The sequence below is a fragment of the Bacillus sp. ISL-45 genome (genome assembly GCF_018613195.1).
GTDB lineage: Bacteria > Bacillota > Bacilli > Bacillales > Cytobacillaceae > Mesobacillus.
Genome location: NZ_JAGGQQ010000019.1, coordinates 159065 through 185740, shown reverse-complemented (window position 1 = coordinate 185740; position 26676 = coordinate 159065). Strand labels below are relative to the sequence as shown.

Genomic DNA, 26676 nt, shown 5'->3' with positions numbered 1-26676 from the left:
GACAGCTAACGTCAGGGAAGTTATCATACTTGATGAAATTTTATTAATTCCGACAGAACTTCAATAAGTCTTTTCTTTAGACTTATTGGCTCGATAATTTGAATAGATTTACCGTACGGGAAAAGTAAATAAGGTATATATGTATGTATTATATCTTTTTCAAGAAGGAATACTGCTTGATTTGAATTTCGTTCATGTAAATAATGTCCTAAAAACCAATGTTGGCAAACATCATTCAGCGTACTTTCATTTCCATTAATAACTAAAGAAGTAATCCCTTCCTTATCTTCTATAGTTGGAAGGAGGTTTTTCATAAAAAAGTCCCGTGCTGAAAAATTTTCTGGCCGGTTAAACTTATTTTCGGTTAGCATTAGACTTTCAATTCGATCTACTCTAAAACTACGGATATCATTCCTAAGATGACAAAATCCAGTCACATACCACTTATTATTCCAATAGATAATTCTGTACGGATCGACCAATCTATAATTTTTTTCGCCACTTTTATGGTAAAGAATTTTTACTGAGTACCCGTCAGCTACAGCCTGCTCCAATTCTTTCAAAAAAGGTTCCATAGAGAGTGAACTTAATCGACTTATTACTTCAAGACTAGTTAAATGTTGGTTTATCTTTGTTACCTGCTCTTGATTTGAGTATTTACTTAGTTTTGAAATGGCCCTATTTAGTGCTTCACCTCCATAATATCCGGCTTCTTCTGCAAAAACAGCAGCGTGAAAAAGTGAAGTTTGCTCTTCAAAATCAAAAAAAAGAGGAGCCTCAATAAAATTGTTCAATAAAGTGTATCCACCGTTATGTCCTGGTTCTGAAATTATAGGTACGCCACTTGTTGAAATTGTATCAATATAACGATACACAGTCCTTATATTCATCTCTAACTTTTCTGAAATTTGTTTTGCAGTAATTTTTTCACCTGAACGAAGCATCCATAGAATTGCTAACATATTGTCAATTTTAGGCATATAATTCCACCTCTATATGAAATTTATTTTCTAACAACTTATACAATTCATTCATAAGGTCCTCCTACACAGTTTGCACCTATCCATAAAAGAAAAACTTTTTTTAACTATCCTGCCCCGTTAGTCGAACAAGAAAATGCTGCCTTCTCTAGCAGCACGGTTGAGAACTCTTGACCCTTTAACATATAATAAGTGATTCTGTATAAAATCTCTCTTAACCTTCATAAACTTTTATGAATATCGTCCCAAATAACTTATCTCCTATATATGCATCCAACTTCCAAATACCTTCTTTAGGAAGAGACATATTGGATGGAACGTGCCGATCCGCTCCGTTATAAGGACCTGCCAAAGAGTGGCCTTCTAATATTGCAATCTGTTCCCCACTCTCTTTATGGGAGGCCATAACCTTAAATTCACCCTCTAACTCGTCCTCTTTTCCCCAAAAGTGCCACATATACTTTTGTTTTTTATTTGGATAAAATTTTGTTACTTCTGTGTTATCCTTCGTTTGTTTAAAAAGGGATTAGACAAAAGTGCATGAATCCTTCCAGGACAGTGTTCCCTTTACTTTACTCAAAAGTAACTGTTATTTTAATTCCCAATCATCTATATAAAAAGGGAGTAACACCACATCTTTTCGTCCATGGAGTTGATTATAATCAATCACCTTGTAGCTTATACCTGAATAAACTTTTGTTCCCCCGTCTTTAAAAACTTCTGTCAAAGGAGAAAAGTTCGGTGGATGATCTTCTTTTGCTAAATAGAAATCTCTTCCACCCTTTATGAACGTTGCAATTACCAAAAGAGCTCCGATTTAAAAATTTCTTTTTTTCATATCTTCCTACCTATTGTTTTATTTAATTTTATTATTGAAGAATAGGACCTAATATCTTAAATTCCTTGTTCAACTCCTGTATCTTTATTTTTATAAGAAGTTCACAAAAAACGCGTTAATCCTGGATCAACGCTCCCTTTAACACAATAGTATTTAGACAAGCTTGTACATTAAGATATCATCTACATATTCATTGGTATCCATCTTGAATTCTTTAATCTTTCTCCCTTCCTCGATAAACCCCATACTATTATATAAAGCTATTGCTCTTTCATTTGTTGAGAATACGCCTAAAGAAACTTTTTCAATAAATGGATTTTGTTCTGCCCAATCCAACATACCTTTCATCAATAACTTACCAATCCCCATACTTCGATAATCTTTCTTTATCATCATTCCAATCGAACCATTATGAGAAAGCCTTATTCTGTTTGGTGATATAAGCACTATCCAGCCTACTATCTCATTTGGAATTTCGGGAACCAAAATTGTTTCTTTATCGTTCTGCAAAATCTTCCCTATCCATTCTCTTTGTTGTTCTAATGTCTTATTAAATTCCTCTGAAAGAGTTATTAAATAATCTCCTTCCGATACTACTTCTTTTTGTATATGTAAGATCGCTAAAGCATCTCCTAAATTCGCTCTTCGGATAACAATATCTTCTTTCTTAGCCAACTTCTCCACTCCTTAACTGTCGCTTAATAAAGAAAAGTTATACTATTTATTAACATTACTGCATGTTTGTTAAAGTACCTTTTTTTGTATATTATATTTAGGCTAAATACAAATGGTTTCTAATCAGGCTTCTTCCCAACAACAGTCTTTTTTCCAGGCCAATATAAACTTCTAGATTTCCAGAAGAATCAGCTCCTGAATGACGAAAAGTAACGGCATATACTTCTTTCTCATCATAATTTTTATCGATTTCCGATTTTATTTCCGCGTTCACAGTAACTTTCTTTACATACGAATCTTTAGGACTTACAGGAATTCGCTCCTTTTCTTTATTCGTTAGACTTTCAAATGCCACCAGTTCAATCGGCACTTCTTGTTTCGAATTAAACACATCAAGACCAATTACCATTATTGCTAATATAATAAGTATTGGTATAAAAAAGAACTTGTTCAAGATTCTCCTCCTCCTCCTCATTTATTAAAATGCGCTCCCTATTTACAAGGTTCAATAACTTGCGCTAACTTACAAAGGCTCCCGCTGTTCCTTATTCAACCTAACCCGCCCTTTAGTTAAAGAAGAAAGAAAAGCTGCCTCTTTGGGCAGCATTATTTTATGCAGTTTTCCTACCCAATTTCGATTCAAGCATTAGAACAATTGGATAGGATGCAATTAAAATTATAGATATGTGAATTGACAGTTCAAAGACATATTTAAACATTTCCTAGGACCAACCATCTTCACCGATGATCCAATAAGCCATTTTATTTGAAATACCAATCCCATCATTGGCTTCAGGAATTAGACTTTGTGTATAGTTTTGTGAAAGACTAACGGCTGCTAAAATAGATAATGCAATAGCAAGGCCAATCCCTTTAGAAAAAGGATTTTCAATTCCTCTACTTTGAATAACTAAAATAGAAACAATTACAACAACCAAAGAAACAAAAATAAAAAGCATAATATCCCCCCGTTTTTCAGTTATTATTCTCCAGTTAATTATACTGAATAATTTTATAACAGGGAATAAAAACCATTTTTATAAACTTACTTGCCTCGTTTAAAAAAAAGAAAAACAGCGATATTCCTTTAAAGAACAATTGCCATCCAATGCAGAACTAAATAATTTAAATAATTCCATACCTTTTTAATGCGTAGTCAATTCCATCTTCACTTGATGGTTTAGTAACAAAATCCGCAATATTTTTCAATTTTTCTTTTCCATTTCCCATTGCTATACCTAGCCCTACTAATTCCAACATATCAATATCATTTTCACCGTCACCAAAAGCTATAGCTTCCGATTTATCAATACCAAAGAATTCTAAAGTTTTCATTATAGCTAAAGACTTTGAAACGTCCTCCTGCAAAACATTTAACACATAGGGATGCCACCGTCTAAATCTTAGATACGGAAACTTTTGTATATACTTCTCAACTGTTTTATCATTTGCAAACAAACACAATAAGAATACGTCTTCATTATGAATTAAGGGTTGAGTTCCAGGATATTTATTTAGAGACAAAGTTTCCTTTAAGGCAGATAAGATTTTTAGTTCTGTTACACCATTCATACTTAATTCTTCTGTATAAAATGACAAACCGTTATTCTCTATTTTCGCAAATTCCATAACTTCTTTAATTATGCCTTTATCCATTGGTACTTTATGAATAACTTCTTGATTGTGTTTCACATACCCGCCATTTGCTGTTATAAATGTTTCGATACCTAATTCTTGTAGTTCCTTACACATTGAAAGTGGTCTACCTGTTGCAGCCACAACCTTTAACCCTTTGCTTTTCAAAGATCTTATAGCTTCAATTGTAGAAATAGGAATGCTGCCATCTTCGTAATTTGTAATAGTTCCATCAACATCTAAAAACACAATTTTATAACTCATAATAATCCCCCAGATATGACTACCCAAAAGGGCTATCTTCTTCAACTCCCTGCTTCTTTGGCTTATTAAGGAATTCAAAAAAAAAGCCAGTTAATCCTTCCTGGATCAACCGCAGCCATTAGTTGAAGATTTGCTTTCTAAGAATTCGTTTTATATTCTGTATCCCAAGATCAACTGAAGTTCTGTATAACCAATTATTTGCTTTATATTAAAAACATCAAGTTTTTCATTTAGAACTTTTCTATCGTGCTTATCTCCTAAAACATAAGGAACAAATTTTCTCAACATCTCTGGAAGTTTCCTCGTCCAAATCTAAGATTGTAGGAGATTTACCTATAATCGAGTTCATTACTCTTTAACACTGATTACTCTCCCCTTTTTTGTTAATCAACTATATTAGTTCGAGTATCAGATTTAAAAACCCTTCATTTTCCAACTGTTTCTTTAACAAATCTGCAACTATTGTGAGATAAGGCTCTTGGAGAGGCCCGTACTCTTAGCTTCATAACCCATTTTGCTATAAAATGTATGAGCTGCTACTCTTTCAAGGCGAAACTTTTTAGGTTATGAATTGATGAATTCAACGGCTTCTTTTAGCAAATCTGTAAAATCAGCAGGGAAAAAGTGCCCTAAACCCTCTTTGACCATAAATTTGCATTGAAAGTTATTTTCCTCAAAAAGTTTTACTAACTCAACGGTTTTATTATAAAAAGGGTCTTTATCTCCAGTAATAATGCAGCCCTTAATTTTATTTCTATTTCCAATTAGTAAACTTTCTAAAGAAGCCACATCCTGAATGGCTGGGATAACTGCTATAAATCCTTTTGTCCCAAGAATATTTCCATTTAAACTTAGTTCAATCGCTAATTTCCCGCCTTGTGATGCACCAGCAATAATATCCTGTTTTGTATTATATTTTTCTTTAAAATCGCTGAATGATACCGATATCTCTTCAACGGCAATATTTTGGTTGTCCCAGCAATAAGCATTGTATCCGAAAACCTGAGATGATTGCGGAAATGCAAAAAGATAATCGTCTAACAAACCATCGTCGAACCAATAAGGAGCGAAATCTTTTACATTAGACCCCCGCCAATGCAAAGAAAATATTCCTGTATTTGATTGATCATTTCCATAAGTAAACAGTTGAGGTTTAGATATATATTTATGATTTCCTAAAATTTGCTGGCACTCATTTACTATCATTTTAAATTCTTCGATGTTTTGAAGGTTATTTAAATCCGGGTCACGAGTTAAAGTCAAAGGGTTCCACCATATTCCCTTTTTTAATCCTTCTTTCAGAACTGCGATGGCGTTTTCTTGGTTTCCTTGTAAAGAATAAACACAAGCCCTCCAAAAGATTGTTTTATGTAGTCTTTCAGGAAATTCCCCCTGTGCTCTATCAATTAGTGAATGTACTTCATTATATTTCCCCAGCTTAAATAGACTAAAAAGATCTTTTTGAAGTTCAGCGAACTTTGTTTCAGACACAGTATTTACGCTCCTCTATCTTTTTTTAATTTTATCATCATATTCACAATCCAGTTCGAAATATTAGGAATATTCCAGAAAAATAAAACCTCAATATTGGTTTTTTCTTGAAATAAATATATCTTTCTATCGTTCAATTAGAAGCCGTTTGTTCTAAGTAAGTCGAGATGACTTGTCTAAACAACAACTTTTCTTCAAGGAAAGGGTAATGATTGCTTTCATTAAAAACAAATAGTTGTGATTTTGGTATTAACTCTTTTATTTCTTCGGAGAAAGAAAGCGGGCATTGTACATCGTATCGGCCACTCACTATTAAAGTATTAGTTGAGATTTTTTCTAACTCACGGGTTACATCAAAGATCATTTCTTCCCTGATAAAAAAATTCATTCTTGGAGCAGACATCTTTTTATGTATGCCTAAAGGAAAGTATTCATCATACTGATCCGGATGAAACAAAGACAGCTTCGTTCTCTCTTTTGAGAAACGCTCCCTTTCACTAGGTGATAAATCAGTGCGTTTTAAAGTCTCAATAAGTTGCTGCATTCGATCGAACTGTGGGTGGTCAGGATGATAGATACACTCAGAGGATGAATTAGCATACTTCCTGGCAGCTGCCCCGACAATTATTAGTGAAGTGAGTGACTTTGAAAAATGAATACCGTAAATGACTCCTATCATTCCTCCTGTCGAGTGTCCGGCAAAGCTCCATTGCGAATAACCAAGGGCCTCTCTGATTGCTTCAAGGTCGTATACAGCATCAAACATACTCAACTCATGAGCCTCATTTGCCTTACTTGAATTTCCAGTATGTTTTAAATTCACAAGGTAGACCATATTATTCTCTGTAAAAGTATCTGCGAAGTAATCACCCGTATGGTTAAATTCTGAATAATGGTGAGTGACGCAAACCGGATTGCCCTCTCCTTTAACAAAAACCTCAAAGTGTCCGCGTGCGGTATGAATTATTTTCTTTTCCCAGTAGGACATTACTGAATCCCCTTACTTTCCTATTTATCTTTACATTAAAAGTCTTTTAATAATCTTTTCATTCCTATTGAATACCTTGAGTCTTAATTTCTATAAAACATGCAATAATTCCTCTTAGTATCCAATTAAATGGGAGGAATTTGTTTGTTATTATCAACTGCGTGGAAATCCTATGAAGCTGATAAACTTATAGAAGGCTTTTCACCTTATACTATAAAAGCATATTGACTCCAAGCGAAGTTGCTAATTGGTTATTTTAATGATCCGAATATTGATAGTTTCGATACAGAAAGGTTAAAGGAATATCTAGCTACTCAAGGCAAGGACTTAAAACCTTCTCCTATGGCTCACAGGACTGGATTAATGAAGTCATTGTTTGGCTGGTGTCACGAGGAAAGGCATATACCCCTTAATCCAGCAGCAAAGATCAAGGAACCTAAAGCCGGCAAGAGAATCCCAAAGTTTCTATCAGAAAGGGAGATTGAACTTAACTTGAAGCCTGTATTAGCCCCATGGAAAATGCACTATTCGAATTGATGTTTTCTACTGGCTGCAGAATTGGAGAATTCGCTGCACTGGATCGCAATTGCATTTATTTGGTCTATAGTCAGGAGAAAGCGCGATAAGGAACGGGAAGTCTACTTTAATTTTATATCAGAGCTGAATTATGGCTTAAACGATACTTTGATAGCCGACAAGATAAGGATCCAGCTATTTTCGTAACGGAGAGGCAGCCACACAGAATGAATATTGAATCAAATGAAGTATTACATAAAAAAAATCTCAGCTCGTGCCGGCATAGATAAGGAAGTTCACCCCCACCAACTAAGACACAGCAATGCCACCCATTTATTAAATAATGGAGCACCATTAGAAGTAATTCAAAGCCTTTTGGGCCACGAGAAAAGCGAAACCATTAGGATTTATGCTCAACTAAGCAGAAGGTTCAGAAAGGGTTTTACCAGAGATACTTTTAACAAAGCGAAGAAGCAACGCAAAAATGAGTTGCTTCTGTACTCTTGTACCCGTTAGCACAACAAAAAATGTACGACTACTCTACATCAACTAATAATGTATCGTAGGCAATTTCAATATTCAGACCCTCCAACTCTAGTCTATCTTCTAAAGCCTTTAAATCATCGAAACTAAAGCCATTTATGTGGGTAAGCAAAGTTTTTTTCGGATTGAGTTTTTTTATAATTTCAATTGTCTCAGAAAAAGTACATTCTTCTTTTAAAACTGGATGATTTACATCAACAACTCTCTCTCTAGTAGAAGGGTGATATTCTAATACACCAATCGGTAAAATTGCGAGGTCTAGCCCATCAAATCTATTATCAGGGTCCCAGTTACTCAGTTCGTCAGGAATGATCAAGATTTTGTTATCTGTATCCTGTACCAAAAAGCCATAAGCATAATCTTCAGCTAATCTAAAAGGTGTTACTTCTACATCATTAAAGTTCACAGAATTTCCATCTGCTATAATATGAATTTTTATGTACCCCTTGTCGTTTAAGAATTCAAGATGGTCTCCAGTTCCTAGAAAACGTTTGATATCAATTCCTACTTGTTCAGGGAGGAATACATCGGTTCTCGTATTCTTTGGTGGGTGATTAACATAATTTGTGTTTAACTGTTCCAATACTCTTCTCCCCATTACGTGGTCTGGATGCCAATGTGAGTAAAATAGTCCGTTTATTTCTGTAATTTGTGAACGATTTATTTGCATATTTATATCTTCTGAGGTGTCAAATAAAAGATTAGGTCCGTGTAAAAATAAGCTAGGGCAAGAACGACTGTATGGAACACCCTTTTCTCTTGCTTGGTGGCAAACCTCACATTTACACAAAGGTCGTGGGACAGCCATTGGACCAGCAGTTCCTAAAAATTCAATTTTCACTTTAATCTCCTCCATTGCTCTTTTTCTATCTTTTTGCTTCAACTAACTGCCCCGTTGTTGAATAGGGATTTCTAACAAAAAGCGTTAATCCTTTCTGAACAACGCATCCGTTAGTAGCATATGTAACAAATCAAAAAGCTAAATTAACTTCTAAAAATCACAATTAGCACCAATATCCAAGTAGGCCAATTTATTAATTGCATGAATTTTCTTTTACTTTTTCCCTCTAATAAACCTTTAAATAAATTTAGTTTTAAAATTATTTTATTTATAAATAGAACTATTAACAAACAGGTTAAAAGAATAAGCAAATTTTAAAACTCTTTTCTATGGCTCCTATGCATTTCAATAAAATTACAATTATCATTGCTAAATTAAAAGCTATACGAAAACTTTGTTCTTTAAGAAATTCCCTGTTATCATTGTTTGTTTCATTTATATCACCTAATGATTTCAACATAATTTTTATTAAATCAACTGAGTAAGTATTTGTAATTTGGGTAATCACTACATTTTTACATAGATTTAAAATAATGCTTATTCAACTATACTCCGTTTGTTTAATAAGGAATTCAACAAAAAAGGCGATGAATTCCTTTTACCCTTAAGTTGATTAGAATTTCCCCACAAAAAGGGTCCATAAAGGCCCTTGTTTTTACCGGCATCAGAATTTATTATCGAGACGAAATAATACGATATTAATACAAACGTAACCAATTTTTTAAAGTATCGTCTAAAATTATGGAGGGTGGTACTATGAAAAACAAATCTAAGTTAGTTGTTTTATTCTTTTTACTTATACTAACTGCATGCCAACAAAACAGTTCTGGGGAATCCTATAGAGGAGGAAAAGAAAATGCATAAGAAGATTAATATATTTATCATCATTATACTCCTTATTACATTAACTGGTTGCATCCCAACCAAAACAAAACTTGTTGGCCAGGTCAACATGAATGATGATCTCGTAAATTCTGCAAGTATTATCCAAGAAACAAGTGAAGGCAGAATTCTTGTTGGCAGTACCTACTATTCAATCGATAAGGCTGTAATTGGTACGACTTCTGGTGAAAAAATTACTGCCACAGACCTTCAATCCGGGAGCCTTATTAGTTTAAAAACGACAGGAGAAATAAAGACATCCTTTCCGGGACAAGGGGAAGCAACTAGGGTCATCCTCTATGATGACAAGAGAAGCCAGGATATAAGCAAAGCGGTTCGTTACATTCTCGAATATCAACCTATGGGAAAAATCATTTCGCCATCCATACAAAAAATAACGGATGATGAACTAATCATTCATTTTTTCGAAAGGACTCCAAACGGAAAAAAATACGAAGCTGCTCTTAATCTGAAAAATAAGGATTTAAAAGTAATAGAGATCAAAAATGAGTTTGCCGAGAAGTTAAAAGAAGACCAGGAGAAAGCGCTCAAAAATAAAAAAGATTTTATGTACACTGGATACATCACGAAAGTTTTACCAAACGGATTCCGTATAAACAGAGTCGATTTTACTTTTGACAAGTCGATCAATTTTAAAAACCAAAAAGGAGAAAGTCTACAACTAGAAAATTTTCAGGTCGGAGATTACGTGACAGCCTACCATTCCCACACATCAACAGAGACTTTTCCGTTTAAAGGAACACTATATCAACTAGAACAACTCATGAATAACTCGCCATCTACAAATTGGGTAAAGTCCTTAACTGAAAGTGGCCAGTTTATTGAACCTGTCATCATGGATAACTGGCAGGAGCAAGACGGCACTAAAACGGTGAAAATTATCGATATAAAGAAAAATAAGAAGATCCTATATATCGTGAATTACAATCATAAAACAGGAAAACAAACCGTCAAAGAGATTCCGAATAAATAAAAAAAAGTGACAGCATTTGTCTGTCACTTTCTTTTGATTCAATTTCGTTGATAGGACCTGCAGCAATACATTGTTTCAGATCCTCTTCTTTGTGTTCAACCCTTCCCCATATTCTAAGAAAGCACTATTTATTTTTAAAAACATCCATTAGTGTCCAATAAAAGGAAATTACTAAACTACTTCGTTAGGCATTATAAGGTATTTACCAAAAGAGGCGATGAATCCTTCCTGGATAACCTCACCCTGGTTACTTCTCTTCACCCACCGGACATTGAAAGAACAAAAAAAGAAAACATGCTCACAATGATACTGATAAAACTGAACAGTACATATAAGTAGGCGATGAATGGATTTTTGGGAAGTATCGTTCCTTTGCTTTTACAGTAAAACATAAGGAAAAAAGCTAGTATGTAGAAGAAATAACTACCTATAATGATTACTGTCAGATAGTTAAAGGGGGCAAAAATGCTTGTTATACCTTCAATGAAAATACCAATTCCTTCTTCAAATAACCTCCACCTTCAGTTGAAGAGAACCTAAAATAACATTTGTACCAAAAACCCAATAAAAAAGATTGATAAGATAAAAGTTGGTATGGATAAGAATATCTTATTCCTCAACCTTATATTCTCGAAGTTTTTATACAATTTATTAATTATGAAGTACACCATTATTATAATAGGGACACTGATACAGGCTGCTACTAGATCAACAATAGTAAATGGCTTGCTAATATAATGATCGAAAAGGAGGTTGATGGGAAAAAGGACAGAAAATAAAATGAACTGATAAAAACAGAATTTAAGATAATTCATAATAGGTTCCTCATACTCCATATAATTTTTCGTATCTTTACCTAGTAATCCCACGTTTGGAATGGTCTTCCTTCTTAATCTGCATCAGCTGTTTAAAAGGAATTCAATATTAAGGTGCCTTTTTCCTTCCTAGACTAACGTATCCCATTTGTTTATTTTTTGTTACCAAACTTGTTTTATAAATTGCTATTATACATTTACTAATACTATATAATCGTTACTTTTAAAAGTAAATTATATTATATTAAAAAGTAATTTATCATTGCTTTCTTACAATTTATTCATTACCATTTAAAGTAATAATATGGAAGTAGGGATGAAATGAACAAATTGGAACATTCGTTAGAATTGAATATGGATATATATGAAACTGAGTTTTTACAGTTACTTCATAAATTTGAGTCTTTGATGTCCTACAAGAAACAGCAAGAGTGTTTTATAAAATTAAACCGAAAGCGGTTTGTCTTTGAATCAACGGTGAATTATTTAAGATTGCAACATTATCGTGAGTTAAACAATGCCTCACTTAAAGAAAGATATATAAACTTTACTGCATTAGAGCCTCGCTATTTAAATCTTGTTAATCATTACTACCATGCAATTACTCATGCTCCCGAATGTATGGAGAGATTTTGTCTTCGTATTATTCGTTATTGAAGTCAGTTGTCGTTTATTTTTAGCTTATAGCTTGCTGAACTTTATCTTATGGTTTCCAATAAAAATGTCCTCCTTGTTTGGCGATCTTGGCCGCTAGCTCACTCAACAATCAGGAGTAAACACGACAGTATATGCCCAACCCAATTCCTCTTTCACTTTTTCAGTAAGATGTTTCCCCATTACAAACCTACCCTTTAGCACAAAAGATAAGGAGCTGTTGATACAACTACCCTACGCATAAAAAAAATAAAATCAAATTAACTATGAATTTGATTATTTTTAGAGTTTTATTCGTTCATTAAGAAATCAAATTTGGTTAGGATAATCACAATACTCAATAATTGTTCCTTCTGTATCAGCTGGGTTTAGATAAATTAATCTTCTCCCGTGTTTGTTTATTCTTAATGTACCTTCTAATGTACGAATACCTTGTTTGTTAAGTTCTTCTAATGCAATCTCCAGATTGTCAACCCGATAAGCAATATGATGCACACCTTTACCCTTTTGTTGAATGAACCGTGCAATAGGTGATGTGACATTATTTGTTGGAGACAATAATTCTATTCTATCTTCATTGATTTCTATAACAGCGATTTCACTTTCAACACCTTTATCCTCGTTTTTATAACGTTCTAGCAATTTCCCTCCTAACACATTTATATAAAGATTAATACTGGCGTTCAAATTACGTACAGCTATTCCTATATGGTCTATTTTTTTATCCATTTTTTCACACCTTTCCATCCGACTCAAACTGAACATTTTTTTAGTTGTTACATAGCTTTCATCATCGTGTCAACAATAAACGGGGCAAAAATCAAGCATTCACTTGTTGAACTATTGCTTTAATTCGCTTTTCAATGTTCAAATAAAAACCCCTTTTAGTCTAATTGCTTATTGAGCTAATCTGCCTCGTTGAATAAGGAATTCAATAAAGAAGGTGGTTAATCCGTTTTAGCTCACCGCCCCCGTTGGCTGAAGAATAAAATTAACATTCATATGTCATTTTTAAGAATTCAAAGGTGCTACCATTTGTATCTTGCATAAAGGTTCCACCATCTCTAAATCCCGCTTTTCTATAAACTTTAATAGCTCTTTGATTAAATGTTGCTACTGATAACATAATTTTCGCAGGTCTATGCTCAGATTGGACAAAATCCAACACTGCCTTTAAGAATTCAAAACCCTTCCCTTTTCCGGTTATATCTGGTCTCATTCCTAAGCCGGTATCAAAAACACCATCATTTACCTTATTAACAGAAAAAAAAGCCATCAGTTCATCTTCTTTTGTTACAGCAAACGTAGAGTTACCTCTTTTGTCAGGGTCTAAAAATTCTTCAAAATCTTCTCTGTCAGCTTCAATATTATAAAACGAATACTCTCCGTCGTAATGCCAGTTAGTCGCAATATCTTCAGCCTGCTCTTGAGTCATAATAGTAAACTTATAAAGCATTTTAAACTCTTCCAAATCTAAAAACTCAATTCTCTACTTAAAAATAACTGCATCGTTATTCAATAAAAATGAAGCTGCCACAAGAACTCCTGGTCTTCAACTAATGTTCAAGCAGATTTTTTTCACAGACGAATTTCAGACCTAATCTGTTTAACCATCTCTGTTATTCATTAATCAGTTTTAATTTCATAATCTGTCACTCTGTCTTTATCGTCAAACCAAATGACCAGCCATTCACTGTCTATACTCATAAAACCTCGCTCGTCACCTAAATAATATACGATATTGTTTGGTTCCTTAAAATAAGCCCTTTCTTCTTCCTCGCCCAGAAGCTTTATAATCTCAGATTTAGTCTTTCCTTTTAACTCCACTTCTGAGAGCATACTATCCACCATACCAACTCTTTCCGCAGGCTTATTTATCCATTTCTCTTGGTTGAATTCATCAGGTGAAAATAACAAAAATAGCACATGAACTATTCCGCCTACAATAAGTAAGAGTGTTCCAAAAGTAAATGCGATGACTTTAATGGATTATTTCACTTAATTCCCCCGCAATTAAAACTTTAAATAAAAAAGGATTTTCTAAAAAAAGGCGTTAACCCCTTCTACATCTATGCACACAATTAGTTAAATTACAATATACTGATTATTCAAGAATCTTGGTAGTTATCAAATGTGATGCTATTAAAGAAAGTAGTATACATACTGGTTCAAATTCGTCAAATATCCCTTTAAATGAGATAGACTCAACAATAAGGTATATTGCAATTGCTAGAAATACCAAGGTAAAAAGATAAGTTAATTTACGCTTAATTTCCAAAATATCGCCTCCCCTAAAATTTTTTCTGCGCCTTACCCCTTTCGCTTCATAAGCATTTCAACAAAAAAGACACTTAATCCTGCCTGGCTCAACTCACCCAGTTTCAATAACCACTTTAAAAAGGATTAGCATATAAATCAAAGTCAATTTCAGCTTCAACGATTGAAGCAAATTTAATAAATTCCTTAGATAGATACAAAGCGGGTGTTTCTCCCGCCTCAATTTTAATGACAATAAAGAATTTACAATCTAGGGAGTATGCCTTCTTTAATTCATGAATATATAAGGATTTATTTTGCAGCTGCTCCATAATTTTTTGGAGCTGGTCATTTACATCCTCTGTTTCTTCGTACTCAGTACCATATTCCCAACACGTCTCTTTTCGGTAAAGCGTAGTTGAACGATTGGGAATTATATCGCCTTTTCTATGTGAATTAGTGGGTTGTATTTTGAGTTTATCCGTTACGTAACCGACTGGAAAGTCATCACCAAACAGGCTAAAACAAACCATTACTTTCGTTTGATCCAATTCCTTCTCTCCTTTATGTATTATTTATTAACCTGCTTTTTTTTCTTTAATAAGAAAAGGAGATTACCCATTTAATAAGTAATCACCCTCTATCATACCTATTCAGTATAGTTTATTTTATTTTTCTGACACCAATCAATCGCAATTGGCTTAAAACACTCGTCACAGTATGAAAACCATTGTTCTTCCATATCAAATTCTAATATTTTATCCTTGAACCTTCTAAAGGCACCCTTCCCTCTAATGGCCCTTAATAAAGGTTCCTGTTTCCGTTGATCACTGACTGTTAAGCAAAAGTTTTCCATAATTTGATATTCATCTCGTTCCCATTTAGTGGGTAACTCTATATAAATTTCAAAGTTTTCTACTACATCCATTGCAATCCTTCTATTTTCTTGTTCCCATTCAGGTAAATGATCAAATGGTTCTTCGTCTTCTGCAGCTCTTAAGTCCTCCGATGTTACTAACACGATTACGCCCGTTTTAATATTTAGTAATGAACGTGACTCTTCAAACTGTACTTCCATTTCCTCAATTATATCATTAAGTTTTATTGTTATATTCACTTTTAGATCACCTGTGTTTTGGCCTATTGCAGTCGTGTGTTTAAGAACATTCCTTCAAATAACATTACTTTTTACAAAATTGACTTTTGGAGCCCGAGCCCGTTAGTCGAATACCCGCGGTTTTTAAGGCCGGTTATACGTTTTCAATTTTTCCCGCAAAACGCTTAACTGCTTCATCAATTGTTCATACTCTTCATATTCAATATTGCATAGCTTTAGTTCTGCGGCAATTTTCTGTACGATCTTTTCCTTTTGCTCAACCGCTTTAGGAAGAAGGGTGATGGAAACCTTCCGTTCATCCTGTATCGAACGCTCCCTTTTCAGCCATCTATTGCTTTCCATCCGTTTGACCATCGGTGTCAAAGTCCCTGTACCGAGATTTAATCTATCACCCAGCTCTTTAAGCGTAAGCCCATCCTTTTCCCAAAGCGCCAATAACGCTAGATATTGCGGATAAGTAAGTCCGAATGAATCTAGTGCTTTTGTATAAAGCTTGGTAAACTGGCTTCCCGCGTCATAGACGGCAAAGCACAATTGGTTTTCCAATGTTAAAAAGTCGTTCAAGTAACTCATCCTTCAATGATTAGAGTAATTTAACAAGATCATTCTTGATTTTTTCCGGCTCAGTAGTTGGCGCATAGCGTTTAACTACCTGCCCATTTCGGTCAACAAGGAACTTAGTGAAATTCCATTTGATATCCTTCGTCAGCACTCCGCCTTTTTGTTCTTTTAAAAAAGTAAAAAGCGGATCAGCTTTCGCTCCATTCACATCAATCTTGGCGAACATCGGGAATGACACACCATAATTCAACTGGCAAAACTCAGTCGTCTCCTCGATGTTATCAAACTCCTGGTCATTGAACTGGCCGCATGGGAAACCTAAAATCTCCAACCCCTGCTCCTGGTATTCGTCATACATTTCCTGAAGCCCCTTAAACTGAGGAGTCAAACCGCATTTACTTGCAGTATTGACAATTAACATTGGTTTTCCTTCATAATCACTTAAACTTTGTTCCTGTCCATTTGGCTTCTTTACCGTAAAATCATATACATTTTTCATATATAGTCACTCCTCTTACTAATTAAATCGTGTACGATTAAATCGTAACAGATATTTATTTCATAAGCAAAGATGAAGGTTTTATACAGCTACTAATGTGAGAACGTGTATTAAATGATTTTTATTTAGATGGTTGCTTCCTGCACCACACAGTAAAAATATTGAAAGTGCAATAAAAAAAGACCTCATATAATAAGGTCAATTGCCTAAATATTCTGGTGGAACTATGCCTATAAAATACTCCACTTTCATTGTGCCTCCTTCCCTTTATGTCAATTTTTATTAACTATCCATCATCACGACAAAAGTTAATAAACGAAAGACGCATGACTATACCGAATTAAATCTATTGATCACTAGGCATGGTGGCTTCCTTGAATACATCCACATTCCAGGTAATGATAGTCGTGCTATCCCTCACTTGCTGATCCTTAATCGTTTCCAACATGGAAGTAATGATGCCTTCATCCGCTTGAGTGTCATTAAAGGAATGATATATGCTGGCAGGGTCTGCGTAAGGTTCATTTGGACATTCAATCAACCCATCTGTCGTAAGAAAAAGGCGGTTCTTCCCTGTTCTTAATTCCCTTACACCAACACTGTAACAAGGAACATCCAATTCAAACGTATTAACCTCGCCGATCCATTCATAGAATTGTCTTTGATTCAACTGATACTGGCCCATCGCAGCAAGTTCCTCATGGAATAAATAGAGCACACTATCACCAATCGAAAACCACCAAACATACTGACCCTTCCTGGCGACAATCAAACAAGCTGTTTCACCTGTAATATTTCGGCAAGCTGACAGAACTTCTTCTGCTAAAAATAGGCTTAATACCTTCTCCTCAATCTTTTTAAAAGTCAGATGTTTTGCCGGCAGAGACAAGAGATGTTTTATTTCAGATTCCGCAATTTCGAATAGCTTAATAACTAACTCTGCACTTTCCGCTGTATTATGAGCGTCAAGAAGAATAGCAAACTCCCAATCTTGCTGCTCATTCAACCATACCAAACACCCATCTTCATTTTTATACGAGCCAGAGCTCGAGTTACCACCGTAACGCCCAACCACAATCTCACCAAGCTTAACAGTATTCAGTTGGTCAACGAAGTTTACCTGACTCCCTACCCAGCTAAACTCCTGGCTGCGCTTATTCATCTGCATGATTCTCCAGATATGTCTGGATACGGGTACAAAGTGCAACCACATCATCGTTGTCACCCATTGGCGCACCTTCCCAGTCATACACAGCATTCGGTCCCCAATATTCCTTTGGAGTGCCCGGATAGCGCGGAACCAGGTGCATATGAAGATGTGGCACGGCATCCCCCAACACATAGGAATAGATATGCTCAGCACCCTCACTTACCATGAGAGCCTTACCCACTTTGGCCATCATCATGCCAAACACTTTTGCTTCCTCCATGTTCAGGTCACCAAGTGTCGGTACATGCCTTTTTAAGTCAATCATAATATGGCCTAAATAGTTCGGATCCCCATTCCGGTCAATATGGCCGACATACACATAATCATCCTCGTAAATCGTCACACCGGAAGTTTGGATAGTACCAGCATGTTTATTACAGATAAAACAATCGTTCACAGGAACCCCACCTTTTTTGATATTTTTAAAAGTATAATATATTTATATAAAAATTGGTATAATTTTCTAAAGGGAATTAAACAGTGGAAGGATGCTTTAAATGAAAACCATGAACTTCAATATGACAATAGGCGAACCCAACAGGATTAGCTATAAGAATACCATCGAGAGAATAGCAGTAAGAGCGGTTATTATAAAGAATCATCACATTCTGCTAGTTCAATCAAATAGAGGAGATTTTAAATTTCCCGGTGGCGGAGTAGAAAAGAATGAAAGCTATGAGGAATGTCTAAAACGAGAAGTAAGAGAAGAAACCGGCTATATTGATTGTGTTGTAATGGACAAGGTCGGGAGAATTATTGAACGGAAAAAGGACGAGTCCGAAGAAGATACATTATTTCAAATGACTTCACACTACTACCTTTGTGATCTGGCAACAGAAGAAAAAGACGGGCTCCAATTGGATGAATACGAGGCCGAGCTGGACTTCACTCCCAAATGGGTTACACTCGACGAAGCCATATTTCAAAATGAAAGCCTAATTGACACATTTGAGCATAATAGCTGGTTAAAGCGCGAAGCTTATGTGTTAAAACAGTTAAAAGAAATGGAGTCTTTCTATTGAAAAACTGAAAGATCCCCTCAGAAGCACGTCTGCTTCCGAGGGGATTAAATAATAATCTAATAGCATTTAGGGCTGCTCATTTCTCAAATGACTATAAACAATCAAATCCTCATAATGATCGTATAAGACTCTTTAAGCTGATTGTGATGATCCCTTTACCTTCACTATTCTTTGAAATAAAATAACCAATGCTCTCAGTCCGATTTCCCCAATCAAACTGGACGCCAATCATGCCAACAAGCTCACCATTATGCCTGATTCCAACATCGAACCCTTGGTTATTAGCAAGGTTTTCTAACCAATACCTAAACACCGGCATCATATCTTCTGCCGTTTTCCGTTTATCAACCCACAGCAGCAAATTGTACACAAATCGAATAATAGATATTAGGACTATATTTTTTGGCAATTTATTACCCTGGCATTATTTTAACAGTATCAGGACCTCCGCTCGTTATTGATTATTCTTCTTCTCGTAGCAGAAGGGCTTCCTTCGCCATAACCGCAAGTTCGATTCTTTCAATGGTTTTGCAATAATTATTTAAAATCTCTCCATCCAAACTGACTTCTTTATGAAAATAATCCAGCACATGCCAATCCTCAAACCAATCTCCGCTCTCCGCCTTTTCATGAGGGGTATTCGGCCAGGCGTATTTTAAAGGCGGGCTGTACAGCCGCTCGGCACCCTTTCTCAACTCGCAATTCTTCACCCGTCGCTTATAAAGGGACCGGGGAAAAGATTCATTTATATCATTAAACAAATCTGGCCAATAATCTTTTCGTGAGCCGGTGTGAGGGTGTTCATGGGCCCATTTCAAGACCCCAGATAGAATCTTTTCCTGCTGAAAAAGAAGCGAATACAATTTTTTTCCGAATAAAATTCTTTCGTGAAGAGAAGTGAAATACCGTAAGGCGGCGCCGGCAAGCGAGGCTTTCTCCCTCTTATCCCCTGTGCCATAGGGAAAAATAGTGTTATTGAGGTTCAAAAAATCATACATCTTAAAGCTGACCGTACCTGTTACGATTTTTTTATAATGAGGATTTTGAATCAATCTTTTTTCCAAATAGCTTTGTTCATTTATAACCATCGCAATCGCCAATGCAGATTGATCCCCACTGTTCCAAAAATACCGCCACATCGTCTCCATGAAGGTCGAAGTGTGAAAATGAGGTAAAAGATGAAACATTTCTTGCCTGCTCCTCACACTCAGTTCATATATCAAAAATTGTGGAAACACATCTTGAAAAATCAACCAGCTGCCGCGTTCCAAAAAGGAGTAAAAATCTTTCTGATCACTTTCAGGCAATAGCTTTGTAAGTAACTCCCCTTTCAAATCCGTCATGTTCCATCCGACGTTTCGTGATACCATATGCCCGAGAAATGCCCAATGTATTTCAGGGTGCTTAAGGTAAAACTGAAAATACGCTTTCGTCCGTGTAACATTGTTCTGATTAAGCTGTCTCGTCTGTTCTTTTATAAGGTGAATCCATCGTTTATCTCTTTCCGACAAACGGGGCAAATGGCTGGAATTTTTCTTTTTCATCTTGTTTTTTAATTCTTTTTTCACATCTGAGAAAGAGTTCAGCAAAAACGGCATCATCCTTCATAAAAGTTCATTTTTAGCGGATCAGTCATTCCCATCAAAGGAATGCATATTCATTTTGCTTACGGAATATGAATACAAAGATGAATAATTGGGAGAGGATGGGTTAAATGAGGCATCGGGTACATAAGGAAATGGAAAGAATCGCCACTCAGTTAATCCAGGACCAATCAGAAGACGGTGCCTGGCGTTATCCTTTCGAGACCGGAATCGCATCGGACTGCAGTATGATCATCTTATTACGGACATTGGAGATAGATGATGAAGGATTCATAAAAGAATTAGTTGAACGTATTGCCGGACAACAGCAGGAAGATGGATCCTGGAAGCTCTTTCATGATCAGGATAAAGGAAATCTGACCTCCACTGTGGAAGCCTATTATGCCCTTCTTTATTCAGGTTACCGGGATCGAAAAGACGAGGATATCCAGGCAGCCAGGCGGTTTATTATGGCCAACGGAGGGGCCGGGGAAGTCCATATGTTTTTGAAAATCTTGTTGGCTTTAACAGGACAATGTGAGTGGCCGCACCTCCCCATTAATATTGAAGTGATGCTTATACCGGACTCCTTTCCAATCGATCTTTTTGACCTCTCCGTATACGGAAGAGCCAACATTATCCCTTTTTTGATTCTCGCCAATACGAATTTTCGTAAGAGAACGTCCCGATCGCCCGATCTCTCCGATTTGTTTCAAAACAAAGAAGTTCGTTTTTTTACAGAGGATCAAGAAGAAGAGGCCCGCTCGCTAATCAAATGGATTAAACAAGGGATTCAGGGTCTGAAATACCATGGAAACCTTCGCGAAATGGCATTATATCGTGCGGAAAAATATATGCTGGACCGAATCGAACCGGACGGCACCTATTTAAATTATTTCAGCACGACCTCCCTGATGATTTTTGCCTTATTGGCGAGAGGCTATCATAATACCCATCCAGTGATTACTCGTGCAGTGCAAGGTTTAAAAGCAATGGCCTCCCGGATTGACGGAGAACTTCACTGCCAGTACACAACGGCTACGGTCTGGAATACGACATTAATTAGTTATGCTCTGCAAGAATCCGGTGTTCCGTATTCATCCAGCACTGTTCAAAAGGCAAATCAATACATTCTCTCCCGCCAGCATCTCAAATACGGGGATTGGGCCATTCATGAACCAAACGTATTACCAGGAGGCTGGGGGTTTGCAGACTTGAACACTTTCCACCCGGATATTGACGACACAACTGCTGCTCTGAGGGCCATCCGAACTTTGGCCACAGAACAAATGGATTGTCGGCAGGCATGGGATCGAGGAGTAAACTGGCTCGTTTCCATGCAAAACAATGACGGAGGATGGGCGGCATTCGAAAAGAATGTGGATAAGAAAGTGTTGAACTTGTTACCGATAGAGGGCGGAAAGGATTTACTGATTGATCCATCCACGGTTGATTTAACCGGGAGGACTTTAGAATTCTTCGGCAACTATACCAACTTGGATTATCACCATCCGATGATAAAAGATGGAGTTCGCTGGCTGCTTCGGCATCAACAGTCAGATGGTTCCTGGGTGGGGCGTTGGGGCGTGTATATATATGGCACATGGGCAGCCGTAACGGGAATGATTGCAGTTGGGGTTTCCCCTAAACATCCAGCTATTCAAAAAGCTCTAGCATGGTTGCGGAAAATCCAGAACCCTGACGGCGGATGGGGAGAGTCCTGTAAAAGTGATATCAAGAATTCTTATGTTCCGTTGGGCGTAAGTACCCGCACTCATACCGCCTGGGCTCTTGACACACTCATCTCAGCGGCAACTGGAGTTACACCTGAAATTGAAAAAGGTGCAGCTTTTTTAGTGGATCGGAAGGAACAAGATTGGACGTCAGCCTACCCAAAAGGAAGAGGAATGGCCGGCTCCTTTTATATCAATTATCACTGTTACGAATATGTTTTCCCATTGATTTCCCTGGCCAATTATCAAAAATTAGCTGGTGGAGAACTCCTGACTGGTAAATAAACCAACAATATTAGTATGTTCATAACCTCTCTTGATTCGCCTTTAGCATATTATTCTATCCTGTCCCATAAAATGAACAAAACACAATAGACGGCAGTCTTGGAACCACAAGGAGGTAGACAAAAGATGTTAGCGGAGCTCCACCAATTTATAGATCTGAAAACATTAATCTGGCTGCTTCCCATCGTTTTCATTTTCCATGACTTAGAAGAAATCATCACCATCGAATCTTCCATGGCTGCAAACAAAAACAAATATCCGAAGACTAACTTCGTCGAGATGACATTTAGAATGAGGGAAAAGCTAGGTTCAACCGCTGCTCACCTTGCTGTTTCGGCTACATGGATTTTACTATTCATCTCATTCACTGCAATAATGACAGCCCAGTTTTCATCTAACGGCGGGGGTTTTCTTTTATTTACAGCCATCCTTAATTTATTTGTTTTGCAGGCATCCATGCATATTGTTCAAAGCATTATGTTCAGGGGCTACACGCCTGGCATTATAACGTCCCTGTTCCTTCTTATCCCTTACTGCCTCATTACATATTATTTTTTAATCGAAAATGGAAAAATCGACTGGCATTTCTTTTTCACCAGTCTTCCGGTTAGTTTGGTCATGATCCTGGTTTTCCTGGTTGGCAATCTTTTAGGCCGCTATTTTATTCGATAACTGACCCCTCTACTTTTTTATCAAGTCACTTGACACTCTCAGAAACAAAATGTGCATAGAAAATAACCTGATTCCTTCGTGTTTAGCAAGAAATCAGGTTTATTATCTTCCAAAATAGCATTCTTATATTCAATTATTTACCCAAAAATCCTCCCTCAGATCTTATAGTCTGTCCCGTAATCCAGCCAGAATCATCGCTGGCTAAGAATGTTATTAACCGTGCAGCATCTTCAGGAACTCCAATACGTCCAGATGGAAATAATGGTAGTAGCTGTTCTCTCAATGCTTCATCCATCCAACCGGAATCTGTGGGGCCAGGATCTACGGAATTTACTGTGATACCAATGGAAGCTAATCCAACTGATAAGGGTTCGGTTATGGCAATCATCATACCTTTAGTTGCTATATAGGCCAGATTGTCAGGATCAGGCCCTTTAGATACCATATTTATGATTCGTCCATCTTTCCCCTCAGGAAATGACTTTTCATACCTTTTCGCAAATTCCAGAGACAGCATAAGTGTTCCACTGTTATTCACTTTATAATGCTTGTCCAGAATTTCTCTATTTAGAGTTCGAAAACTGGCTGGCGATTCAAACGTAGCATTATTCACTAATATACTAGGTGTCCCTAACACTTCTTCAACTCGGTCCATAATAAGACTGGATGATTCGCTTTCACTCAAATCAACCTCCATATGAGCAGCATTAACTCCTATAGTTCTTAACTCTTTACATAACATATTGGGAAAATCCTTATCTAACCCATTACCACTAATCTCATCAAATGGTGACCAATGTGTAAAAAATACATCTGCCCCAGCATTCGCAAGTGAGCGACAAATCGCAGCCCCGATTCCCTTTGAACGACTTGCACCAGTAACTATTGCAAGTTTTCCTTTAAGACTAGTCATTATGATCCTCCGGAATATAAATAATTGTTTTTGATTACAGGTATCGAATTTTACAAATTCAGGTACTTGTCTTATGAATGAAAAACTATCGATTTTTTCTAATATTCCCCCAGATGCACCTCATCCCCCCTTCATTAAAGTGCAGTAACTAAATCTTCGGCTAACGTATACGCAACTACTTGCCTATTCATTTCTAGAATATCAACATTTATAGATTGAAACATTCCAAAAAAGGGATATTCTTTTCATAAAACTACACATTATGTTACTGAAACCATATTAGCATAAATAACCAGTTACAAAAAAAGAAGCACTTCCGAAAAAGTGCCCTTTGCTGTTCATAAATATTTATCACAAGTTTTCCTTCATAATGGAGGCTACCTGTAAATCATTTTGATCAGGAGATCTTTCTAACTGCTCAATGATTAACTCTTGCCTTTCCACTGGATGATTTTGACTTAGCTTAGCCTTTGCCTCAATTTTAGTAATGGGGATTTTAAACGCAACAATGCCTTTACTCATTCCATCTATATATTTGGAGTCTACATTTTTCAAATTGTATGGACTATGAGGCTTTTCATATTTATTTACCATATCATTTAAAGAATCAAATATTACTTTTTCATTTTCAATGATTTCCAACTTTCCGTATATATGAATGGACACGTAATTCCAAGTAGGCACCGCCTTGTTTGTTTCATACCACGAGGGAGAAATATAACTGTGAGGCCCTTGGAAAATGGCAAGCACTAATTGATTCTCGATATCCCTCCACTGGCTATTTTGACGGGCGAAATGGCCATATAAAGTATTTTCTTCCTTATTAAAAATTAATGGCATATGAGTAGCGTAAGGTTCTCCTTTATGGTGAGAAAATAAAGTGGCAAAGCTGTACTTTTCAATAACCTCATGAATGATTTCTTGGTCACTAATTTCAAAATGTTTAGGTATATACATAAAATGCTTCCTTCCACCTTGAGTTTTTACGGTTAGAATTCCATGATTCTATTAAACAGCTTGGATTTCAGTTTGAATAAACTTCATTTTTTTCATAAATTGAATTTTTATTTGACGAGTACAAAATTTCCCCGTCAATCATTGTCATTTCGACTTTCATTTCTTTGATTCTGTTTTTCTCTTCTTTTAAAATACTGGAATTCAACACAATTAAATCCGCTAGTTTACCAGGCTCGATACTTCCTTTAATACTCTCCTCGAAGCTGGCATATGCACCATTCCATGTATATGCCTTTATCGCTTCCATGATTTCAATGCACTGATTCTTGCCAACTGGCTGGCCATCATTCGATTCTCTATTTACCGATGCATGAATTCCTAGCAACGGATCTAAATAAGTTACAGGTGCATCAGACCCAAATGCTGCAACAATTTCTTTGTCGATAAAATCCCTGGCAGCATACATGTAATCCACACGCTCTCCATAGTATTCGAGATACTTGTCGCCGTTTGCATACATAAAAACAGGGTTTGGGGTTACAACTACACCAAGCTTCTTTATTCTCTCCTGTAAGTCAGGGGAAGATATACCCGCATGTTCAATCCGGTGTCGGTGATTCTCACGTGGGTGTTTGGTCAGCGCTATTTCATAGCAATCCAAAAGCATTTCAATCGCCCGGTCACCTTGGGCATGTGCTGTAAGCTGGAAACCTTTCTCGTGTGCTTGACCTAGAATTCGATTGAGCTCATCCTGGCTATAATAAATAATCCCTCTGTCATCAGGATTATGAGTATACCCCTCTCGTGTAGCTATAGTGGGGCCGACGCTGCTTCCATCAGTAAACAACTTGGCGGGACCAATCTTAAAATGGTCATTTCCCAGTCCTGTAATCGGTCCAGCTTGAACCATCTTTTCAACAAACTCGTGAGAATTGGTCAGCGAACCAATCATCGCATATATTCTGATCTTAACTTCTCCTCCATTGATTGCCTGCTGCATGATTCGGATGATCTCGGCACCATCACCATACCCTCCTGCATCATGGATACTAGTAATGCCTGCTTTGATAAATTCATCTGAAGCCAGCTGCATCCCTTTGCGGATTTCTTCATTACTATAACTTGCATATTGAAAAACCTGCATATGGGCATTTTCGATCATTCGTCCCGTAAGACTGCCATCTTTATTTTTTTCAATTATTCCTCCTTCAGGGTCAGGAGTATTCTCGTCAATCTTCGCAATCTCAAGAGCCTTACTGTTTACATATGATGTGTGGTTGCATGTTCTGATAATGACAATCGGATGGTCCTTTGAAATTTCATCAAGCTCTTCCCTTGTTGGGTAACGATTTTCTCTAAGATTGGATTCCTTGAATCCCCAAGCTCTTACCCATTGCCCTTTGGGTGTCTCCTGAACTTTTTTTCGAAGATCAATAAACAAATCCTCTAACGATTGAATATGCGGCTCTATACAACTGACTCCTAATAAATTCGTTCCATAGATCGTCAAATGGATATGGGCATCGATGATACCCGGCATTAGCGTTTTACCTTCCAAATCAATAATAGTGGTGCTTGCTGATCTGAAATCTTCCATTTCCTCCGTCGTACCAACAGCGATAATCTTATTTCCTTTAACTGCTACAGCTTCTGCAATGCGATTCTTGCTATCTATTGTAATAACTTCACCATTGTTAAAAATATAGTCTGCTTTCATATGCCTCTCCTTTCAAATGGAAAAATCGCCAGACA

The 26676-nt window shown here is 36.5% G+C and carries 31 protein-coding genes; 7 read left to right on the top strand and 24 right to left on the bottom strand.

What is annotated here, in order from left to right; all coding sequences use genetic code 11:
* Nucleotides 1–23: 23 nt before the first annotated feature.
* From J7E35_RS20070 to J7E35_RS20030, 9 genes are all read right to left on the bottom strand, one after another.
* The gene (locus J7E35_RS20070) at nt 24–980 is read right to left on the bottom strand and encodes a helix-turn-helix transcriptional regulator (RefSeq protein WP_214783100.1); all 957 of its coding nucleotides are present in this window, start codon (nt 978–980) and stop codon (nt 24–26) included.
* A gap of 214 nt (nt 981–1194) precedes the next feature.
* Nucleotides 1195–1386, bottom strand: coding sequence for a hypothetical protein (locus J7E35_RS20065; protein ID WP_214783096.1), 192 nt, complete (start codon nt 1384–1386; stop codon nt 1195–1197).
* 183 nt (nt 1387–1569) lie between these two features.
* On the bottom strand, nt 1570–1785 hold the full coding sequence (locus J7E35_RS20060) for a hypothetical protein (RefSeq protein WP_214783093.1): 216 nt from the start codon (nt 1783–1785) through the stop codon (nt 1570–1572).
* Between the two features lie 186 nt (nt 1786–1971).
* Nucleotides 1972–2493, bottom strand: a complete 522-nt coding sequence (locus tag J7E35_RS20055) for a GNAT family N-acetyltransferase (RefSeq protein ID WP_214783090.1) — start codon at nt 2491–2493, stop codon at nt 1972–1974.
* 97 nt (nt 2494–2590) lie between these two features.
* A complete protein-coding gene (locus J7E35_RS20050) occupies nt 2591–2947 on the bottom strand; it encodes a hypothetical protein (protein WP_251041112.1) in 357 nt (118 codons plus the stop codon).
* 268 nt (nt 2948–3215) lie between these two features.
* On the bottom strand, nt 3216–3452 hold the full coding sequence (locus J7E35_RS20045; RefSeq protein ID WP_214783084.1) for a hypothetical protein: 237 nt from the start codon (nt 3450–3452) through the stop codon (nt 3216–3218).
* 166 nt (nt 3453–3618) lie between these two features.
* The gene (locus J7E35_RS20040; protein ID WP_214783079.1) at nt 3619–4392 is read right to left on the bottom strand and encodes a Cof-type HAD-IIB family hydrolase; all 774 of its coding nucleotides are present in this window, start codon (nt 4390–4392) and stop codon (nt 3619–3621) included.
* Nucleotides 4393–4956: 564 nt separating this feature from the next.
* Entirely contained in the window at nt 4957–5883 is a 927-nt protein-coding gene (locus J7E35_RS20035; RefSeq protein WP_214783077.1) for an alpha/beta hydrolase, read from the bottom strand.
* A gap of 133 nt (nt 5884–6016) precedes the next feature.
* On the bottom strand, nt 6017–6871 hold the full coding sequence (locus tag J7E35_RS20030; protein ID WP_214783074.1) for an alpha/beta fold hydrolase: 855 nt from the start codon (nt 6869–6871) through the stop codon (nt 6017–6019).
* Between the two features lie 558 nt (nt 6872–7429).
* On the opposite strand from J7E35_RS20030, the gene J7E35_RS23805 reads away from it, so the two are divergent.
* Both J7E35_RS23805 and J7E35_RS23800 read left to right on the top strand, forming a co-directional pair.
* A complete protein-coding gene (locus J7E35_RS23805; protein WP_353050386.1) occupies nt 7430–7594 on the top strand; it encodes a hypothetical protein in 165 nt (54 codons plus the stop codon).
* Nucleotides 7595–7630: 36 nt separating this feature from the next.
* Nucleotides 7631–7903, top strand: a complete 273-nt coding sequence (locus J7E35_RS23800) for a tyrosine-type recombinase/integrase (protein WP_353050385.1) — start codon at nt 7631–7633, stop codon at nt 7901–7903.
* A 19-nt stretch (nt 7904–7922) separates the two neighbouring features.
* Here the strand turns inward: J7E35_RS23800 and J7E35_RS20020 are convergent, their stop codons facing one another.
* Complete coding sequence (locus tag J7E35_RS20020) at nt 7923–8813, bottom strand: MBL fold metallo-hydrolase (RefSeq protein WP_214783071.1); 891 nt, start codon at nt 8811–8813, stop codon at nt 7923–7925.
* 814 nt (nt 8814–9627) lie between these two features.
* On the opposite strand from J7E35_RS20020, the gene J7E35_RS20015 reads away from it, so the two are divergent.
* Nucleotides 9628–10647, top strand: coding sequence for a hypothetical protein (locus J7E35_RS20015; RefSeq protein WP_214783068.1), 1020 nt, complete (start codon nt 9628–9630; stop codon nt 10645–10647).
* Between the two features lie 1778 nt (nt 10648–12425).
* Here the strand turns inward: J7E35_RS20015 and J7E35_RS20010 are convergent.
* The 9 genes from J7E35_RS20010 to J7E35_RS19970 all read right to left on the bottom strand — a co-directional run bounded on the left by J7E35_RS20010 (nt 12426) and on the right by J7E35_RS19970 (nt 18156).
* Complete coding sequence (locus J7E35_RS20010) at nt 12426–12845, bottom strand: VOC family protein (RefSeq protein WP_214783065.1); 420 nt, start codon at nt 12843–12845, stop codon at nt 12426–12428.
* Nucleotides 12846–13107: 262 nt separating this feature from the next.
* Nucleotides 13108–13572 carry a GNAT family N-acetyltransferase gene (locus J7E35_RS20005; protein WP_214783645.1) on the bottom strand — a complete coding sequence of 155 codons (465 nt, stop codon included), beginning with the start codon at nt 13570–13572 and terminating at the stop codon, nt 13108–13110.
* A 170-nt stretch (nt 13573–13742) separates the two neighbouring features.
* A complete protein-coding gene (locus tag J7E35_RS20000) occupies nt 13743–14042 on the bottom strand; it encodes a hypothetical protein (RefSeq protein ID WP_214783062.1) in 300 nt (99 codons plus the stop codon).
* Nucleotides 14043–14509: 467 nt separating this feature from the next.
* Nucleotides 14510–14923: a DUF4279 domain-containing protein gene (locus J7E35_RS19995; RefSeq protein ID WP_214783060.1), complete on the bottom strand. Its 414-nt coding sequence runs from the start codon at nt 14921–14923 to the stop codon at nt 14510–14512.
* A 98-nt stretch (nt 14924–15021) separates the two neighbouring features.
* Nucleotides 15022–15489 carry a UPF0158 family protein gene (locus tag J7E35_RS19990; RefSeq protein ID WP_214783057.1) on the bottom strand — a complete coding sequence of 156 codons (468 nt, stop codon included), beginning with the start codon at nt 15487–15489 and terminating at the stop codon, nt 15022–15024.
* A gap of 123 nt (nt 15490–15612) precedes the next feature.
* A complete protein-coding gene (locus J7E35_RS19985) occupies nt 15613–16053 on the bottom strand; it encodes a MarR family winged helix-turn-helix transcriptional regulator (protein ID WP_214783054.1) in 441 nt (146 codons plus the stop codon).
* 19 nt (nt 16054–16072) lie between these two features.
* The gene (locus J7E35_RS19980; RefSeq protein WP_214783051.1) at nt 16073–16549 is read right to left on the bottom strand and encodes a glutathione peroxidase; all 477 of its coding nucleotides are present in this window, start codon (nt 16547–16549) and stop codon (nt 16073–16075) included.
* Between the two features lie 346 nt (nt 16550–16895).
* Nucleotides 16896–17711: a PP2C family serine/threonine-protein phosphatase gene (locus J7E35_RS19975; RefSeq protein ID WP_214783048.1), complete on the bottom strand. Its 816-nt coding sequence runs from the start codon at nt 17709–17711 to the stop codon at nt 16896–16898.
* Nucleotides 17704–18156, bottom strand: coding sequence for an HIT family protein (locus J7E35_RS19970; RefSeq protein WP_214783045.1), 453 nt, complete (start codon nt 18154–18156; stop codon nt 17704–17706). The genes J7E35_RS19975 and J7E35_RS19970 overlap by 8 nt, the downstream gene beginning before the upstream one ends.
* A 100-nt stretch (nt 18157–18256) precedes the next feature.
* On the opposite strand from J7E35_RS19970, the gene J7E35_RS19965 reads away from it, so the two are divergent.
* The gene (locus J7E35_RS19965; protein ID WP_251041111.1) at nt 18257–18781 is read left to right on the top strand and encodes an NUDIX hydrolase; all 525 of its coding nucleotides are present in this window, start codon (nt 18257–18259) and stop codon (nt 18779–18781) included.
* A 109-nt stretch (nt 18782–18890) separates the two neighbouring features.
* Here J7E35_RS19965 and J7E35_RS19960 read toward each other — a convergent pair whose 3' ends face one another.
* Together J7E35_RS19960 and J7E35_RS19955 are read right to left on the bottom strand one after the other, a co-directional pair.
* Nucleotides 18891–19151, bottom strand: coding sequence for a GNAT family N-acetyltransferase (locus J7E35_RS19960; protein ID WP_214783042.1), 261 nt, complete (start codon nt 19149–19151; stop codon nt 18891–18893).
* A 91-nt stretch (nt 19152–19242) separates the two neighbouring features.
* Nucleotides 19243–20325 (bottom strand): DUF2515 family protein, encoded by a 1083-nt coding sequence (locus J7E35_RS19955; RefSeq protein ID WP_251041169.1) that lies wholly within the window; start codon nt 20323–20325, stop codon nt 19243–19245.
* A gap of 1 nt (nt 20326) precedes the next feature.
* Between J7E35_RS19955 and J7E35_RS19950 the strand changes: the two genes are divergently transcribed.
* From J7E35_RS19950 to J7E35_RS19940, 3 genes are all read left to right on the top strand, one after another.
* Nucleotides 20327–20476: a hypothetical protein gene (locus J7E35_RS19950; protein WP_214783693.1), complete on the top strand. Its 150-nt coding sequence runs from the start codon at nt 20327–20329 to the stop codon at nt 20474–20476.
* Between the two features lie 19 nt (nt 20477–20495).
* Nucleotides 20496–22382 carry a squalene--hopene cyclase gene (gene shc, locus J7E35_RS19945; RefSeq protein WP_214783039.1) on the top strand — a complete coding sequence of 629 codons (1887 nt, stop codon included), beginning with the start codon at nt 20496–20498 and terminating at the stop codon, nt 22380–22382.
* A 126-nt stretch (nt 22383–22508) separates the two neighbouring features.
* Complete coding sequence (locus J7E35_RS19940; RefSeq protein ID WP_214783036.1) at nt 22509–23054, top strand: HXXEE domain-containing protein; 546 nt, start codon at nt 22509–22511, stop codon at nt 23052–23054.
* Nucleotides 23055–23187: 133 nt separating this feature from the next.
* Here the strand turns inward: J7E35_RS19940 and J7E35_RS19935 are convergent, their stop codons facing one another.
* The 3 genes from J7E35_RS19935 to J7E35_RS19925 all read right to left on the bottom strand — a co-directional run bounded on the left by J7E35_RS19935 (nt 23188) and on the right by J7E35_RS19925 (nt 26641).
* The gene (locus tag J7E35_RS19935) at nt 23188–23967 is read right to left on the bottom strand and encodes an SDR family oxidoreductase (RefSeq protein WP_214783033.1); all 780 of its coding nucleotides are present in this window, start codon (nt 23965–23967) and stop codon (nt 23188–23190) included.
* 351 nt (nt 23968–24318) lie between these two features.
* A complete protein-coding gene (locus J7E35_RS19930) occupies nt 24319–24924 on the bottom strand; it encodes an FMN-binding negative transcriptional regulator (RefSeq protein WP_214783030.1) in 606 nt (201 codons plus the stop codon).
* A gap of 67 nt (nt 24925–24991) precedes the next feature.
* Nucleotides 24992–26641, bottom strand: coding sequence for an amidohydrolase (locus J7E35_RS19925; RefSeq protein WP_214783027.1), 1650 nt, complete (start codon nt 26639–26641; stop codon nt 24992–24994).
* Nucleotides 26642–26676: the final 35 nt, after the last annotated feature.

What these genes read in the sequence shown, in the direction of transcription:
- J7E35_RS20070 (WP_214783100.1), bottom strand. Translation starts at nt 980, where the DNA reads ATGCCTAAAATTGACAATATGTTAGCAATTCTATGGATGCTTCGTTCA.
- J7E35_RS20065 (WP_214783096.1), bottom strand. Translation starts at nt 1,386, where the DNA reads ATGGCCTCCCATAAAGAGAGTGGGGAACAGATTGCAATATTAGAAGGC.
- J7E35_RS20045 (WP_214783084.1), bottom strand. Translation starts at nt 3,452, where the DNA reads ATGCTTTTTATTTTTGTTTCTTTGGTTGTTGTAATTGTTTCTATTTTA.
- J7E35_RS20040 (WP_214783079.1), bottom strand. Translation starts at nt 4,392, where the DNA reads ATGAGTTATAAAATTGTGTTTTTAGATGTTGATGGAACTATTACAAAT.
- J7E35_RS20030 (WP_214783074.1), bottom strand. Translation starts at nt 6,871, where the DNA reads ATGTCCTACTGGGAAAAGAAAATAATTCATACCGCACGCGGACACTTT.
- J7E35_RS23800 (WP_353050385.1), top strand. Translation starts at nt 7,631, where the DNA reads ATGAAGTATTACATAAAAAAAATCTCAGCTCGTGCCGGCATAGATAAG.
- J7E35_RS20015 (WP_214783068.1), top strand. Translation starts at nt 9,628, where the DNA reads ATGCATAAGAAGATTAATATATTTATCATCATTATACTCCTTATTACA.
- J7E35_RS20010 (WP_214783065.1), bottom strand. Translation starts at nt 12,845, where the DNA reads ATGGATAAAAAAATAGACCATATAGGAATAGCTGTACGTAATTTGAAC.
- J7E35_RS20005 (WP_214783645.1), bottom strand. Translation starts at nt 13,572, where the DNA reads ATGCTTTATAAGTTTACTATTATGACTCAAGAGCAGGCTGAAGATATT.
- J7E35_RS19980 (WP_214783051.1), bottom strand. Translation starts at nt 16,549, where the DNA reads ATGAAAAATGTATATGATTTTACGGTAAAGAAGCCAAATGGACAGGAA.
- J7E35_RS19975 (WP_214783048.1), bottom strand. Translation starts at nt 17,711, where the DNA reads ATGAATAAGCGCAGCCAGGAGTTTAGCTGGGTAGGGAGTCAGGTAAAC.
- J7E35_RS19965 (WP_251041111.1), top strand. Translation starts at nt 18,257, where the DNA reads ATGAAAACCATGAACTTCAATATGACAATAGGCGAACCCAACAGGATT.
- J7E35_RS19955 (WP_251041169.1), bottom strand. Translation starts at nt 20,325, where the DNA reads ATGAAAAAGAAAAATTCCAGCCATTTGCCCCGTTTGTCGGAAAGAGAT.
- shc (WP_214783039.1), top strand. Translation starts at nt 20,496, where the DNA reads ATGAGGCATCGGGTACATAAGGAAATGGAAAGAATCGCCACTCAGTTA.
- J7E35_RS19940 (WP_214783036.1), top strand. Translation starts at nt 22,509, where the DNA reads ATGTTAGCGGAGCTCCACCAATTTATAGATCTGAAAACATTAATCTGG.
- J7E35_RS19935 (WP_214783033.1), bottom strand. Translation starts at nt 23,967, where the DNA reads ATGACTAGTCTTAAAGGAAAACTTGCAATAGTTACTGGTGCAAGTCGT.
- J7E35_RS19930 (WP_214783030.1), bottom strand. Translation starts at nt 24,924, where the DNA reads ATGTATATACCTAAACATTTTGAAATTAGTGACCAAGAAATCATTCAT.
- J7E35_RS19925 (WP_214783027.1), bottom strand. Translation starts at nt 26,641, where the DNA reads ATGAAAGCAGACTATATTTTTAACAATGGTGAAGTTATTACAATAGAT.